We start from the raw sequence: 14020 nt of genomic DNA on the forward strand, positions 1-14020 counted from the left end.
CTAGCTTTTGTACCAGACAAATAGCGAAAATATATAAACGTTGGTTGTTTTTTAATTTTTTAGCAAATTACATATTCTGAATCAAATTGGCTCCACTAAAAAATTCCGAAATATTAGATTATTGTTTCTAGATTATTGTAAAAGTAGCTCGGCAACAAAAAGCCGTGATTATAATTTTAGATGAAACATTCTAAGGGTAACACATTATCCATTTTCTGAATAATTTTTAGACAATTGCCTTAAAACGGTTACCGCTTTTTGAGCATCTTTATGATCAACAAAAATATGGTCATGATAATAGGCAGCAACTACGTTACAACTAATATTATTTTTTGCCAACTCTGAAGAAAATAGTGCAGTGAGCCCCACTCCTTCTAAAGAAGAATGTATTTCTAAGGTTATCCAAGAAGCAACATATTCATATGGAAGGCGTAAAGCATCAGCTTTTTGTTTTGCTATTATAACAGTTGTTCCCTCCTGTTCTTTGAACTCACAAAGGGTATCAGCTCTAGAAATTTGGTTTGCATCCGTCAAGGTTATAAATACATATTCACCTTCATTTAATTTGGGGGTCATACCCTTTATCATTTCCGCTAAGTTCTTCTCTCCTGCCATTTTGCTTTAATTTAATACCATCCACTATTTAAAAATCCTTTCTCACGAAATTATCTTCCTATAAAATGAACTCTAAAAATACGGTGCTTTAAACTCTTGAACAAGATTAAAAACCTCTAACTAGATGGTCATAAAAGAAATATCCTAGATAGAATCAAAAAAGAGAAGACTCTAGCGAGTCTTCTCTTTTTAAATTACAACTAGTACAAATTATTAGTTCTCTAAATATCCAAATTTGCCATTATTAAAATCTTGAAAAGCTTTCATCAACTCTTCTTTAGTATTCATAACAAATGGACCGTGAGCGGCAATAGGCTCATTTAGAGGTTCACCACTTAAAACCAGCACCAAAGCATCTTCCGAAGCTTCTACGGTAAAGTTTTCTCCATCATTTGCCATCAAAACCAAATGATCCGTAGGTACATTGTCATTTCCGTTTACCGTAATACTGCCTTCAATCACCAATACCACAGTATTGTAATTTTTAGGAAACGAAAAATCTGCTTTACCTCCTTTTTTCAATCTGGCATTCAGCATGTTTATTCTAGTGAAAGTAGTTGCCGCTCCTTTCACTCCCTTATATTCACCGGCTATTACTTCAACCTCTCCACTGTTATCAGAAAGCTCATATCGGCTTAAATCTTCTTTTTTGATTGCCTGGTATTTTGGCGTGCTCATTTTGTCTTTTTTAGGCAAGTTTACCCAAAGCTGCACCATTTGAAAATCACCTCCAGTTTTTGCCCATTCTTCCTCGTGATATTCTTTATGTAACACCCCGATTGCGGCCGTCATCCATTGGACATCGCCTTCGCCAATTACACCTCCACCGCCACTGCTATCATGGTGTGCGACTTTACCCTTGTATGCTATAGTAACGGTTTCAAAACCTCTATGCGGATGCACATCTACCCCTCTAGGATTATCCGTTGCCGAAAAGTGAAATTTTGAATTATAATCCATCATGATAAATGGATTCATGCGCTCCATTTCTAATCTGAAACCGCTAGGAATGAAATTATGTACTCTAAAACCATCACCAACAAAATGTGGTTCTCTAGGTCTTGCCACTAATTCTACTGTTCTTGTTTTCATGTCTTTAAGATTTTATACCACAAATATATTGTGATGACCCAACCCGTGCATTGATGTATGATAAGAACCTATTTCTTGAAGTTTTTCTGTGCAAGAGCCTTCCTGACCCTACTCAAACTTTCTGGGGTAATGCCCAAATAAGATGCTACCATAGTTTGTGGTACACGCAAAAGAATATCTGGATACATCTCCACAAACTGCAAATACCGTTCTTCTGCAGATGCACTCAGGAGCCAGTTTACCCGTTTCTGCAAATGTCTAATATGGTTGTGCAGCAATCTAGTATTGAAGTCTGTGAATGAGGGAACTTTCTTAGACAGTAGTTGAATAAAATTTTCATCCATTAAAACTACCTCACTATCTTCTAAAGTTTGTATATAATATACTGAAGGTTCATTGAAATAGCTGCTTTCACGGTCTGTTACGAACCAGTTTTCCGGAGCAAAAGCAATTACGTGCTCTTTTCCTTTAGTATCTATTGAATATTGCCTGAGCAAACCTTTCTCTACAAAAAAAGTATGCTTACAACGTTCGTCTTTACGTAACAGAAATGTGTCTTTTTTGACCGTTTTAGTCGTGCAATTATCCAGTATTGCAACAACTTCGTTCTCATTAACATTAAGATTTGTTGTCAAAAATCTTTTAAAGGTAGTACTGTTCATCCTCTTTATTTACTTCTAATCTTTAAAGCTAAAGGAATATGAACAAATTATGGCTCAAATTTAATTTTATGCCAAGCTAAGATTAGCTTTTTGGGGATTTCCCAGAGGGATAGTAAACTTAAAATCACTACCCTTATCCAAAGTGCTTTCTGCCCAAATGTCTCCTCCTAGTTTCTCTACAAACTCTTTGCAGAGCACCAACCCAAAACCAGAACCCTTTTCACTTGCCGTACCAACACGGGCCATATTGGTGTTTACACAAAATAATTTGTCGCAGATATCCGGACTCATACCCACACCATTATCGGAAACAGTTATTTCCAAATGAGTTTCATTCTGCGTTGTTGAAACATTGATATTTCCTCCCGGCTTAGTAAACTTAATAGAGTTTGAGACAAGATTACGGATTATCGTTTTTATAATTTTATGGTCAGAACGTACTTGAATAGCATCGCTTTCTACATAGTTCAGCTCTATGTTTTTAGTGCTTGCAATTGCTTTTGACAATTCTAACGTTTGGCTCACCACCTTATTAATATCCACAATTTCCGACTTAAAATCTATTTGACCTGTTTGAGATTTTGACCAATTCAAAAGATTATCGAGTAAAGTAAGGGTGTTTTGAGTGGTTCTATTAATCAATTCTAAATATTCCTCAGATTGCTCAACATCATTTCTTTTAACCGAATCGCTTAACAAATCTGATAATAGGGTGACATTATTAAACGGACTTCTTAGGTCATGAGCAATTATGGACAGTAACCTGTCTTTAGTAGCAAGCACTTCTTTTAATTTAGTCTCACTTTCATGTAAAGCTTCTTCCGCTTTTTTCTTATCCGTAATGTCACGTACCACACAGATAAGAAATTTATTTCCGTTTTCATCAATAAAACGTGATTTCCGAGTCGATAAAATATGTGTCTCACCTCCTCTTACTGTCATCTCTTCTTCGTTGATTTTTTCTACACCATCTGCTAAGACTTGCCAATCTATCTTAAGAAAAGATTCCCTTTCTTCTGGCGTAACTTCCTCCGCAAGGGTTTTACCTAACATCTCTTCACGCGGGAGCCCCATCATTTTACAAAAAGCATCGTTAACCAATACCATTTTGCTTTCTGCATCCTTTACAAACACAGAATCGCCCATGTTATTAAGAACAGTTTGGGTGTAAAAATTATCTTTGTCTAAATGATTATTCGGGCTAGTTTGTAGGCTCATTTTAGGTTTTATGGTTGTAAAAATTAAAATCGGGGACAAAGCCATTATACACTACTTCAAAAACAGCTCTAAGTCTATATCATCTATTTCTATGGGGGAATAGAAATCTACAAATCGATATATAGCACTCCTTAAATTTAGTCTTTATTTTGGACAAAGGATGTAAAAGGCTTACATTTTCGTACTACAGAGGTTTTAAAATTTAACAATACTATTTATATAAACCGAAGTAAAGGACTACTTGCTTTTAGCGTTTAAAGAAGAAAATATTAAAACACCACCTACTCTAAAGCACATGTTTTTTAAAGAGGCTATCCAATTCTTTCTGAGGGTCAAGACATAGACCTGGATGCGGTTTTGAGCTTTGTATAATTGTACTTCTAGACGCTGTAAGCCAACGAAACCTTGATGGTAAATCTAGTTTTCCAATAGCTCCACTTTTTGATTCACCTTCACAAACCAATTCCCAAGCTTTTAAATACGCCTCAATAGCTTCTGCATCTACCTCAGATGCAAATGCCTTAATACGTGCCCGGTCTATTGTGAATCTCATTTTCAGAAATTTTTTCCTTTTTGAGAATACGATAGCACCTACGTTTATAAACTCTTCGCGCTCAACTCTTGGCACCAGCCTAATAATGGCAAATTCATAAGTAACTCTATCTTGCATCCTGCGCCTCTTTAACCAATACCTCTAATTTTTCCAACCGGGTATTTAAAAATTCTTTATAGGCTGCACGCATCTCTTCTGGCGATAATGGATCAGAATCACTCAAAAGCCAATCTTCAGGTATTTTAGATACGATTTCTGCAATGGTATTTTTATCTATTTGAGCTCTAATTTCTTCTTCAGCCTTTGGCAACTCAGTAGCACGTTCCAAAAGCACATGGTCTTTAATAGCCGGAAAAGTTCTTTCTAAATGAGTTTGCCAAGTTTCCCAATTATGATGAAAATAGAAACTAGACCCATGATCAATTAGCCAAAGTTCTTTATGCCAATTAAGTAGATTGGTATTCTTTGCTGTGCGGTCTATATTACTAATCATACTATCTAGAAGAACCACTTTTGAAGCTGATAAAGGGTCTGCGATAGAAACCAACGGATCATAAATAATAGATCCTGACAGAAAATGTAACCCTAGGTTCAGACCAACACTAAATTTCAGTAAATCTTGAATTTCTTCGTCAGGTTCCGTCTTACTAAAACTATCGTCTAAATTCATAAAAACGATTTCGGGCACATTAAGACCTATTGCACGGGCAAGTTCTGCGCCCATAAGTTCTGCAATCAAAGCTTTTTTACCTTGCCCTGCCCCTCTAAACTTTATAACGTACAAAAATTCATCATCTGCCTTTACCAGACCGGGAAGCGAACCTCCTTCGCGCAAAGGTTTGATATATTGAACCACGTCTACCGTTCGAATTTCAATTGCATTCATGATTGCTAAGGTAGTGAAAGTTGTATTTTACTATCAAGTACTATTCTAGATAAATTTATCTAGTAATCATACAAAAAGCAAGAGCCTCTTTTCAGAGGCTCTTGCAATTCAAATTGAATGTTTAATTATTTCCCAACCTTCCTCATAAAACTTCTTATTTTAGGGATAATCTTATCCCCATCTTCCTCTAAAGCAAAATGACCGGTATCATAAATATTATAGTCAATATTTTTTACGTCTTTTTTAAAGGCAACCGCACCACTCTCAGGAAAGAAGGCATCGTTTTTTCCCCAAACGATTAGTAAAGGGGGCTGATTGTCTCTTAAATATTGCTGCCATTTTGAATATAGTTTTACATTATTCTGATAGTCATAAAACAAATCTAATTGGACCGCATGGGCATTAGGTCTTGACATTCTTAAATAATCCAGATGCCAAGTATCAGGATTAATATTTTCCGGATTTCGGGTTCCGTGCGTATATTGCCACTCAAGACCCTCTAACGTAAAAGAGGGCAACAGGGCTTCCTCACTCTGTTTGTTTCTATTTGCCCAAAATGCCTTAGTATCTTTCCATGCAGCTCCCAATCCTTCTTCGTAAGCATTACCATTTTGATTAATAATGGCGGTAATCCTTTCCGGGTGGGCCGTGGCTATTCTAAAGCCAATAGGAGCCCCATAATCCTGCATCATTAATGCATAAGACTTAATTTCCTTCTTCTCTAGAAAAGCATCTATTGTTGCTGCAAGATTATCAAAAGTATATGCAAAGGCACTGGCATCGGGGAAATCACTATTACCAAATCCTGGATAATCTGGTGCTATTAAATGAAACTCGTCTGATAATTGATTTAAAACCTTTCTATATTGATGTGAAGAAGTTGGAAAACCATGAAGCAAAACTATTGTCTGGTTTTGAGGATCACCTGCTTCCCTATATGCTATGTTTACTCCGTTAACTTCAAGAGTCCGATATTTAATAGTGTTCATATTTTCTTTGTTTTTAAAATTTTTATTTGATATTTCTATATCAGGGGGTGTTGCTCCAGACATGAATAGAGGTACAATAGCCAAAGCGTAAAGAATTAAATTTTTCATAGTTCAAAATTGTTTATTACCGAATGTTCGGTAAAATCATTTAATAAATTTTTTATTTGTTTAAATATCTTAGTTCAATATCCTTTAATGTTTGTTCAAATATGCTCAAATCATTCAATCCTTTAGTGACCACAAGACTACCTTGAATTTCCAATAAAGTTTGTATAGCATATTGCTGAGCCAGTGTATCCGACAATCCAAAAGCCAGACCTAAACTTTTGAAAGCCTTTACCCATTCTTTCATTCCACTCTCAATTTGCTCACCGAACAATTCCAAACCAGAGCCTAATGAAAACGCCCTCAGAATACATGCGTCTTTCCCTCCTGTATATATAGACCTAATGTTATCCAATCCGTTAGCTAATCTTTGAACAGCAGAAACACTTTCATCCCGCAAAGCACTAAAAACCTTTTCTTCCGCCCTTTCACCAAGGTGATTCATAACAGCCACTGCCATACCTTGCTTCCCATCTGGAAAACGATGATACAGACTAGCCTTCTTTAAACCTGTTTTTTCTGCCAAATCAGAAAGACTTGCGCCGTCATAACCCTTAGACCTAAAAACGTCAACTAGGTTTGCTACAATATCTTTATCCAATACTTTCTGTGGTCTCATAGGACAAATCTAAACTATTATTTTTAATTACCTAACGTTCGGTAAAATATTTTTATTCTATCAACTACAGCTATATCCTATTTTCCTGCATTATGATTAACACCCATTATTTTTTTAATACGAGATTTTTGGGCATAAAAAAAGCTGAGAATACATCTCAGCTTTTTTATTTTTAACTCTGTACTCGAGGCGGGAATCGAACCCGCACTCCAAAGGAACTGGATTTTGAATCCAGCGCGTCTACCAGTTCCGCCACTCGAGCATTAATTTCGACTGCAAAAGTAAAATTTTTTTTGTTCCAAACACAAAAAATAACAACATTTATCCTTTAGCAACACAAATAAATTTCTAAATTTGCACCTCGCTAACAAAACGACTTGTCAATAAACTAATTAACAATACGTTACCCATGGCTTACCAAGTTCCCGAACCTAAAATTTTCGCCTGTACCCAGAGTACTGAGTTGGCAAAAAAGATTGCCAAATTTTACGGCGCCGAATTAGGCAACGTACTCTTCTCTAGATACAGTGATGGTGAATTCCAACCATCGTTTGAAGAATCAGTACGTGGAGCTCGTATTTTTATCATAGGTTCTACGAACCCAAGTTCAGAACATTTAATGGAAATGTTGTTGATGCTAGATGCAGCCAAACGCGCATCTGCAAGGCATATAACGGCCGTAATGCCTTATTTTGGCTGGGCTAGACAAGATAGAAAAGATAAACCTAGAGTACCAATTGCAGCAAAGCTAATTGCAAAAATGCTTGAAGCGGCTGGTGCAACTAGAATAATTACAATGGATTTGCATGCAGATCAGATTCAAGGTTTTTTCGAAAAACCTGTGGATCATTTGTTCGCATCTACCATGTTCTTGCCTTATCTAAAGAAATTAAATTTAGATAATCTTACCATTGCATCACCTGATATGGGTGGTTCTAAAAGAGCCTATGCCTATTCAAAAGCATTAGGATGCGATGTGGTTATCTGCTACAAACAGCGGGCAAAGGCAAACATAATATCGCATATGGAGTTAATTGGCGATGTACAGGGTAAAAATGTGGTCTTAGTAGATGACATGGTAGATACCGCTGGAACATTGACAAAAGCTGCCGATTTAATGATGGAAAGAGGTGCATTGAGTGTAAGGGCCATTACAACACACGCCCTTTTATCCGGTGACGCTTACGAGAAAATAGAAAAATCACAATTGTTGGAATTGATTGTTACAGATTCTATTCCTTCCAAGAGAGATTCAAACAAAGTAAAAGTATTGAGCTGTGCAGAGCTTTTTGCAGACGTAATGCACAGAGTACACCATAATACTTCTATTGCATCAAAATTTTTAATGTAGCCGCCCGTAAATAGGCTACATCAGTTAAGAGTATTAATTTTTTAAATCATATAATGAAGTCAATTAAAATTAAAGGATCAGAAAGAGAAAGCGTGGGCAAAAAGGCAACTAAAGCCCTACGTAATGCTGGACAGGTTCCTTGCGTTGTATACGGAGGGGAGAAACCATTACACTTTTCAGCAGAAGAGTTAGCGTTCAGAGATTTAGTTTACACCCCAGCCGCACACACCGTAGAGGTTGACTTAGGTCATGGTAAGGTAAGAGCGATTATGCAAGACATTCAGTTTCACCCAGTGACTGACAAAATTTTGCATATCGATTTCTATCAACTTTTTGATGACAAAGAAGTTACAATGAACATTCCTGTTCGTTTAGAAGGTAATGCTCCTGGTGTTAAAGCCGGTGGTCGTTTACTTTTCAGAAAGAGAAAACTTGCCATTAAAGCACTTCCAGACAATTTGCCAGATTATTTTGATGTTGATATATCAAAATTAAAAATTGCTGACAACATTACTGTTGAATCTTTATTGAAAGATGAATTCACAATCTTACACCCTGACACAACCGTTGTTGTTCAAGTTAAAACTCAGCGTACAGCAGTGGTCGTTGATGAAGACGAAGAAGGTGAAGGTGCAGAAGGTGCAGAAGCTACTGAAGGTGCAGCTACTGAAGGTGCAGAAAGCCAAGAATAAATTTCTATTGAAGTTTTATAAAAAGCGCCCTAATTTAGGGCGCTTTTGTATTTTTATAACTTTAAATTGCGGCTTGCATTTACTTTAAAACATAATCGTGCGCAAGAACACAAACATTCTAAAAACGACGCATTATGTTACAATTTCTAAAATCAATTTTCAACAAGAGCAAAAGTGTTCTAGAAGAAACAGATAACATGAAAAAATACCTAATCATTGGTCTAGGAAACATAGGTAGTGAGTATTCAGAGACTCGCCATAATATTGGATTCAAAGTTTTAGATGCCCTAGCGAAAGCATTAGATTTTTCTTTTGAGACTGTTAAATTAGGTGATGTAGGTACATTCAAAATTAAAGGCCGAAGTGTACTTTGCCTAAAACCGTCTACTTATATGAACCTTAGTGGCAAGGCATTAAAGTATTGGATGGATAAAGAGAATATTCCTTTAGAAAACGTTCTAGTAATTACAGATGACATTAACTTGGAATTTGGATCACTACGTTTAAAAACAAAAGGAAGCAATGGAGGCCATAATGGTCTTAAAGACATTCAGAACGTTCTACAGACCACAAATTACAACCGACTTAGATTTGGCGTAGGAGCTGACTTTGGTAAAGGGAGACAGGTTGAATATGTACTAGGTAAATGGAGTGAAACTGAAAAAGATGCATTAAAAGAGCGTTTTGAGAAAACTACTGAACTGGTTCAATCTTTTGTTTTGGCCGGTGTTGCACTAACGATGAACGAATTTAACGGGTCTTAAATTCTGAAACTGTACTAGTAGAGACATTCCCTTCCTCATCAGTAGTTACTACTTTCCAAAAGTAAACCTCATCAGCAGCCACTTCCACTATTAGCTCGCTTACCCCTGCATCTGTAGTTTTCAATAATGTTGTAGGCGGATTTTCATTAGAAAGATATATCCCATAACTTTCTATATCATTATCTAAATCCTTACCAACCCACTTTAAACTTATTTCGTTATTTACGTCTCTAAAAGCTGTGGAACCCTGTACCGGAAAAGATAATTCTGCAGGAAAAGGTACATGAGTAATTTCGGATCCCGGATTATAGAACAACCAAGAATCGCTACTAACAGAGGCTGTTGTTTCTGAATTTTCAGATACCACTACCCATGAAAACGGCGTGCCTTTGGTTAATGACAACGTTTCTACCGTACTAGACGTATTTCTATACTGAACCGTTCCTGTATTTAAATTGGTAACCTGTAGCTCATAAACTTCGGTATGGTCTGCAGCATTCCAATTAAACCGAACAATGCTACTATTATCTCCATCACTTTGAACCGGCGTGCATTCCGAATTTTTAGCAGGAGCCACCAAACTCACCTTTCCTGGCGTATTTGACGAGTCTTTTTTACAACCCGAAAAGAGCACCAAACTCAATACTATAAAAGTTAGTATTCTCATCGTTTTATTACTTTAACCGTTCCTTCAATGGTTTCCCCTTTAACTTTCACAATATAAATACCTGAATGTAATGACGTAAAATCTAAATCTATTCCCCCGCTTCTAGGCGTACCCTCTTCCGTTTTCACCAAAGCTCCACTTATACTAAAGATATCAATTCTCACTTTTTCGGTAGATGCACCTAACACAAGCCTTGTATTGGAATCAAATGGATTAGGAAAAACTATTGGATCACTACCCACAAAGAAACTATCTTCATGAATTCCTTGGCACGAAAGCCCAGTAGACACACGTAACGTATTACCTCCTGACTGAAGATCTAACGTTATCTCCGACTTATCTGTAAGTACGGTTTTCCCATTTAGTTCTACTGTATACGCATCTGCGCCCTCCATAGAAAGAATAATTTGTTTTCCATCTGGAGAAATAGACGAAGTAACGCCCAATGGATCAGGCTGAGATACGATTACTTGCGCACAGAATTCTTCATAATCAGCATCGGCGCCAGAAGCATTTACACACAAAGTATATACTCCCGAGGTTAAACTTGAAAGAGAGAAAACATTAGTAAATGTATTGGTAACATCCGTATTATTCCCAGATATAGAGATTGAATAATCCAAAGGCAACAAAGTACTTATAGTTATGACACCATCATCATTGTTCCTACAAGATTCACTCTGTACAGTAATCTCAAAATTATCAGGAGCAAAGCGGTATACCTCACAACCGGATGAATCTACCTCGGCACCCTCAGGGGTATTAAGACATTGGTCATCACCATCATCAAAAACACCATCATTATCAACATCTGGTCTAAATTCACCTTCTACACAAATATCCAAAGAGAACCCGTTTATAATACCACCATCCCTAGCTGCATTATCAATAACGGTTAAAGTCCATTCACCCAGTACAGACTCTCCGTTAAACGAGCTTAGCGAACCAAGTGGCTTTACAGTTCCACTTATTGCTGTGGTAGCTGTTGCTCCACACGTAAAATTGGCGGCATCATCGTCAAAAGTTGCATCTATATTTTTAAGGTTTCCACATGAACTAGAAATTAGCGGAACTACCGTATTATTGGGCGATGTAAGAGTAATTACCAAATCTTCTAGATACTCATGATCAATATTTAATTTCACATTAATATCGTCTACCTTCAAATCTTCAAAGAAGGTTATTTTTGAAATTACCGTAGCTCTTTCTATTGCGCTAATTTCCAAAGGAAGGTCTCGAGCTCGCTTATTAGTACAATCTACTTGGATTGTAGAAAACTTCCGGACAACACTAAATTCGCCTTCTCCACATACGTTTAGAGGTTTCACACGCCAGTAATAGTCTGACTGGTTATCCAGTTCAGTAGGCACGTAACTATTTGTAGTAACCGTAACTAATTCCACTAAATTGGCAAAAGCATCATCAGTAGCAATATGTACTTCATAAGAAGTATAAGAAACATCGTCTTCCCATTCCAAAAGCTCCGTTGTTGCTGCATCAACTAAATTATCCGCCGGCGCTATCAACGCAACCGCTGGGAAATCGGTATCATATATTTTTATATCTATGGCAACCTCCTTAGACACGCTTGCCGAAACTGCCATAACTGTTAATGAATAAGCACCTTCTAGAACATTTTCCGTATTCTCCAACAACATATCCACTCTTGTTCCATCCACAGATACCGTATCTGGCGTAAAAGTAACTCCCAAATTTTCCGGTGCATCTGTCACGGTAAAAACAACCTCTTCATCAAAACCTAAATAGGTTTCGTACATAAAAGGAATAATAAGGTCATCAAAATGACATGCTTCAAATTCTAGCTCTGAAAAATTCATTACAAATTGTGAAGCTTCAATACTAAAGTCTGTTGAATTTACCGCATAATAGATATTATCTGATGCTTTAACCATAATGCGCGCTTTCTCGGCAGAAACGCCTGGAACCACAACTTTATGAGACCCATCATTCACTACTCCCATAGCTAAAGGAACTGTAAACGTAACCCCTCCATCAACAGAAAGCATAATATCTACACTTTTAGTTGCAATAGGTAATATATCGGTACCTGCAACATCCCAATCTACTTGTAACACTTCTCCGGCAACATAAGTTTCAGCAGCTGCTTGTGAGGTAACCTGAAAAGGACCTGCACTATTTACAACAGCAATATTCGTTAGTTCCGACACTACTTGTCCTCCTCCTGGTGCATTGTCCCGTACTGAGAAAGCAAAATTCATTTCTCTTTCAACATCTGACACGGTTTCCCAAGCTGAACCTCTGGTAGGATAGGTCTGGGTTAGATTACCCTTAACCACTTGTGAAAGCATTGGAAAATATCTTATTGGAGCTAAACTTGGTAGCCTGGATCGGAAATTTGCACCGCTAGCATTATTAGGACCAAAAGAGGCCTGAGTAACAACACCATTATCTATCTGCTCCCAAGTATAGGTCAAAACATCTCCCACATCAGGGTCCGTAGCAGTACCATCCAACACAAAAGCAGTAGATTTTGGAATGACGTAATCTTCTAAATCAGTAACTACTGGTGGGTTATTAGCAATACTTATTACGTCCCCACAAGTCTTATTCTCTAAGTTTTCTATAATTTGTTTTATACTGATATAATGAAAATAATCATCTCCTCTAGCAGCCACATCATTTACATCTGTGATACCTGCGTAGCCCATAATAGTAGACCCGCTACCGGGTTCTACCTGAACCAAAGTACCTTCAAACTCATGAGACCATGTATGATTTGCACCTAACTGATGCCCCATCTCATGTGCCACAAAATCTAAATCGAACTTATCTCCCTTTGGAACTTTACTGGAAGAATAAGCGCTCCCCTTTCTATTGGTCACACAAATAGCACCTATAAAGCCCGCGTTACCGCCATTCTCTCCTTCATGAAAAACATGGCCAATATCATAATTGGCTTCTCCTATTTCGCTTGTCATTGCTGCTTGAGCCTGCTCGCCCAACGTACTTAAACTCACTGTACTTGTAGATGAACCTGAAGATTTATATGGATCTGTAGCCGCATTGGTATAAATAATTTTATCGGTACCGGCCACTAGTTCCAAACGAACGGCTAAATCAGTTTCAAAAACTTCATTTATCCTAGTTATTGTAGCATTGATTCCCGCTAACGCATCAGCTACAGTACCACCATGGTAAGCAGTATATTCCGCAGTTGCAGAAACAGCCAACCTATATTTTCTAAGCACGCGACCATCAGAAGGTTTTGCAGTTAAATTAGCTCCAGCAGATAACACCTTGTCTTGAGTGCTACAAATAAAATCTAGCTCATCTTCAGTTTTAGCACTTCTGGAATACACGATATACTTATCGTTATCTACCTTTTCTATAAAACTACTTTCACTTTTCTCAGCAGACACAATCATGGCCTGCACATCTTTCTGGGAAATACTAAATCTTATACGATTTTGTCTATTATTTACAGCTTGACCAGAAAAAGATTTTATTTCAGGGTATTTTTTTGAAAGAGCTTCAGACAAAACAGGAGTTTCTTTCACGCTATATGCGACCATTTTTCCACTTGAATTTGGAAAATAGACAATTTTTGAAGTACTTTTAGAAGTAGAAGAGGATTTTAAATCTTCCTTAAAAAGTTTTTCCTGTAAGGCAAAAACTTTTCCGCCTTGTGTGTTCAATTCCTGCGAAACTCTCTTGTAAGAAGATTTATTCATAGAAGAACTTTCCCAGTATTCACTCTGTGCCGAGGCGTAAAAGGAAAGAAATGCTATGGTAATTGAAAAAACAAGACGTAATTTTGTAACCATC

13 protein-coding genes and 1 tRNA gene are annotated in these 14020 nt (G+C 37.2%); 3 read left to right on the forward strand and 11 right to left on the reverse strand.

Annotated elements, in window-relative coordinates; all coding sequences use genetic code 11:
• Nucleotides 1–204: 204 nt before the first annotated feature.
• The 9 genes from HW347_RS01635 to HW347_RS01675 form a co-directional block, all read right to left on the reverse strand.
• A complete protein-coding gene (locus HW347_RS01635) occupies nt 205–615 on the reverse strand; it encodes an ACT domain-containing protein (protein ID WP_214610217.1) in 411 nt (136 codons plus the stop codon).
• Nucleotides 616–828: 213 nt separating this feature from the next.
• Entirely contained in the window at nt 829–1707 is an 879-nt protein-coding gene (locus HW347_RS01640; protein ID WP_214610218.1) for a pirin family protein, read from the reverse strand.
• A 68-nt stretch (nt 1708–1775) separates the two neighbouring features.
• Entirely contained in the window at nt 1776–2369 is a 594-nt protein-coding gene (locus HW347_RS01645) for a Crp/Fnr family transcriptional regulator (RefSeq protein WP_214610219.1), read from the reverse strand.
• A 66-nt stretch (nt 2370–2435) separates the two neighbouring features.
• Entirely contained in the window at nt 2436–3587 is a 1152-nt protein-coding gene (locus HW347_RS01650; RefSeq protein WP_225901793.1) for a PAS domain-containing sensor histidine kinase, read from the reverse strand.
• Nucleotides 3588–3873: 286 nt separating this feature from the next.
• On the reverse strand, nt 3874–4257 hold the full coding sequence (locus HW347_RS01655; RefSeq protein WP_214610221.1) for a DUF3037 domain-containing protein: 384 nt from the start codon (nt 4255–4257) through the stop codon (nt 3874–3876).
• Nucleotides 4247–5026 carry a HipA family kinase gene (locus HW347_RS01660; protein ID WP_214610222.1) on the reverse strand — a complete coding sequence of 260 codons (780 nt, stop codon included), beginning with the start codon at nt 5024–5026 and terminating at the stop codon, nt 4247–4249. The genes HW347_RS01655 and HW347_RS01660 overlap by 11 nt, the downstream gene beginning before the upstream one ends.
• 125 nt (nt 5027–5151) lie before the next feature.
• Nucleotides 5152–6123, reverse strand: coding sequence for an alpha/beta fold hydrolase (locus HW347_RS01665; RefSeq protein WP_214610223.1), 972 nt, complete (start codon nt 6121–6123; stop codon nt 5152–5154).
• Between the two features lie 52 nt (nt 6124–6175).
• Complete coding sequence (locus tag HW347_RS01670; RefSeq protein ID WP_214610224.1) at nt 6176–6739, reverse strand: TetR/AcrR family transcriptional regulator; 564 nt, start codon at nt 6737–6739, stop codon at nt 6176–6178.
• A 181-nt stretch (nt 6740–6920) separates the two neighbouring features.
• A tRNA-Leu gene (locus tag HW347_RS01675) sits at nt 6921–7001 on the reverse strand.
• Nucleotides 7002–7148: 147 nt separating this feature from the next.
• Here HW347_RS01675 and HW347_RS01680 point away from each other — a divergent pair.
• The 3 genes from HW347_RS01680 to pth all read left to right on the forward strand — a co-directional run bounded on the left by HW347_RS01680 (nt 7149) and on the right by pth (nt 9546).
• Entirely contained in the window at nt 7149–8090 is a 942-nt protein-coding gene (locus tag HW347_RS01680; protein WP_214610225.1) for a ribose-phosphate pyrophosphokinase, read from the forward strand.
• A 53-nt stretch (nt 8091–8143) separates the two neighbouring features.
• On the forward strand, nt 8144–8782 hold the full coding sequence (locus tag HW347_RS01685) for a 50S ribosomal protein L25/general stress protein Ctc (RefSeq protein WP_214610226.1): 639 nt from the start codon (nt 8144–8146) through the stop codon (nt 8780–8782).
• A gap of 134 nt (nt 8783–8916) precedes the next feature.
• Entirely contained in the window at nt 8917–9546 is a 630-nt protein-coding gene (gene pth, locus HW347_RS01690; protein WP_214610227.1) for an aminoacyl-tRNA hydrolase, read from the forward strand.
• Here the strand turns inward: pth and HW347_RS01695 are convergent.
• Nucleotides 9533–10213: a hypothetical protein gene (locus HW347_RS01695; protein WP_214610228.1), complete on the reverse strand. Its 681-nt coding sequence runs from the start codon at nt 10211–10213 to the stop codon at nt 9533–9535. The two genes, pth and HW347_RS01695, sit on opposite strands and share 14 nt — an antisense overlap.
• Entirely contained in the window at nt 10210–14019 is a 3810-nt protein-coding gene (locus tag HW347_RS01700) for a reprolysin-like metallopeptidase (RefSeq protein WP_214610229.1), read from the reverse strand. The genes HW347_RS01695 and HW347_RS01700 overlap by 4 nt, the downstream gene beginning before the upstream one ends.
• Nucleotide 14020 lies beyond the last annotated feature (1 nt).

The sequence above is a fragment of the Zobellia barbeyronii genome, assembly GCF_018603515.1.
GTDB lineage: Bacteria > Bacteroidota > Bacteroidia > Flavobacteriales > Flavobacteriaceae > Zobellia > Zobellia barbeyronii.

Excerpts from the sequence above, each read along its gene's own strand:
- HW347_RS01635 (WP_214610217.1), bottom strand. The coding sequence starts at position 615 with ATGGCAGGAGAGAAGAACTTAGCGGAAATGATAAAGGGTATGACCCCC.
- HW347_RS01640 (WP_214610218.1), bottom strand. The coding sequence starts at position 1,707 with ATGAAAACAAGAACAGTAGAATTAGTGGCAAGACCTAGAGAACCACAT.
- HW347_RS01645 (WP_214610219.1), bottom strand. The coding sequence starts at position 2,369 with ATGAACAGTACTACCTTTAAAAGATTTTTGACAACAAATCTTAATGTT.
- HW347_RS01650 (WP_225901793.1), bottom strand. The coding sequence starts at position 3,587 with ATGAGCCTACAAACTAGCCCGAATAATCATTTAGACAAAGATAATTTT.
- HW347_RS01655 (WP_214610221.1), bottom strand. The coding sequence starts at position 4,257 with ATGCAAGATAGAGTTACTTATGAATTTGCCATTATTAGGCTGGTGCCA.
- HW347_RS01660 (WP_214610222.1), bottom strand. The coding sequence starts at position 5,026 with ATGAATGCAATTGAAATTCGAACGGTAGACGTGGTTCAATATATCAAA.
- HW347_RS01665 (WP_214610223.1), bottom strand. The coding sequence starts at position 6,123 with ATGAAAAATTTAATTCTTTACGCTTTGGCTATTGTACCTCTATTCATG.
- HW347_RS01670 (WP_214610224.1), bottom strand. The coding sequence starts at position 6,739 with ATGAGACCACAGAAAGTATTGGATAAAGATATTGTAGCAAACCTAGTT.
- HW347_RS01680 (WP_214610225.1), top strand. The coding sequence starts at position 7,149 with ATGGCTTACCAAGTTCCCGAACCTAAAATTTTCGCCTGTACCCAGAGT.
- HW347_RS01685 (WP_214610226.1), top strand. The coding sequence starts at position 8,144 with ATGAAGTCAATTAAAATTAAAGGATCAGAAAGAGAAAGCGTGGGCAAA.
- pth (WP_214610227.1), top strand. The coding sequence starts at position 8,917 with ATGTTACAATTTCTAAAATCAATTTTCAACAAGAGCAAAAGTGTTCTA.
- HW347_RS01695 (WP_214610228.1), bottom strand. The coding sequence starts at position 10,213 with ATGAGAATACTAACTTTTATAGTATTGAGTTTGGTGCTCTTTTCGGGT.
- HW347_RS01700 (WP_214610229.1), bottom strand. The coding sequence starts at position 14,019 with ATGGTTACAAAATTACGTCTTGTTTTTTCAATTACCATAGCATTTCTT.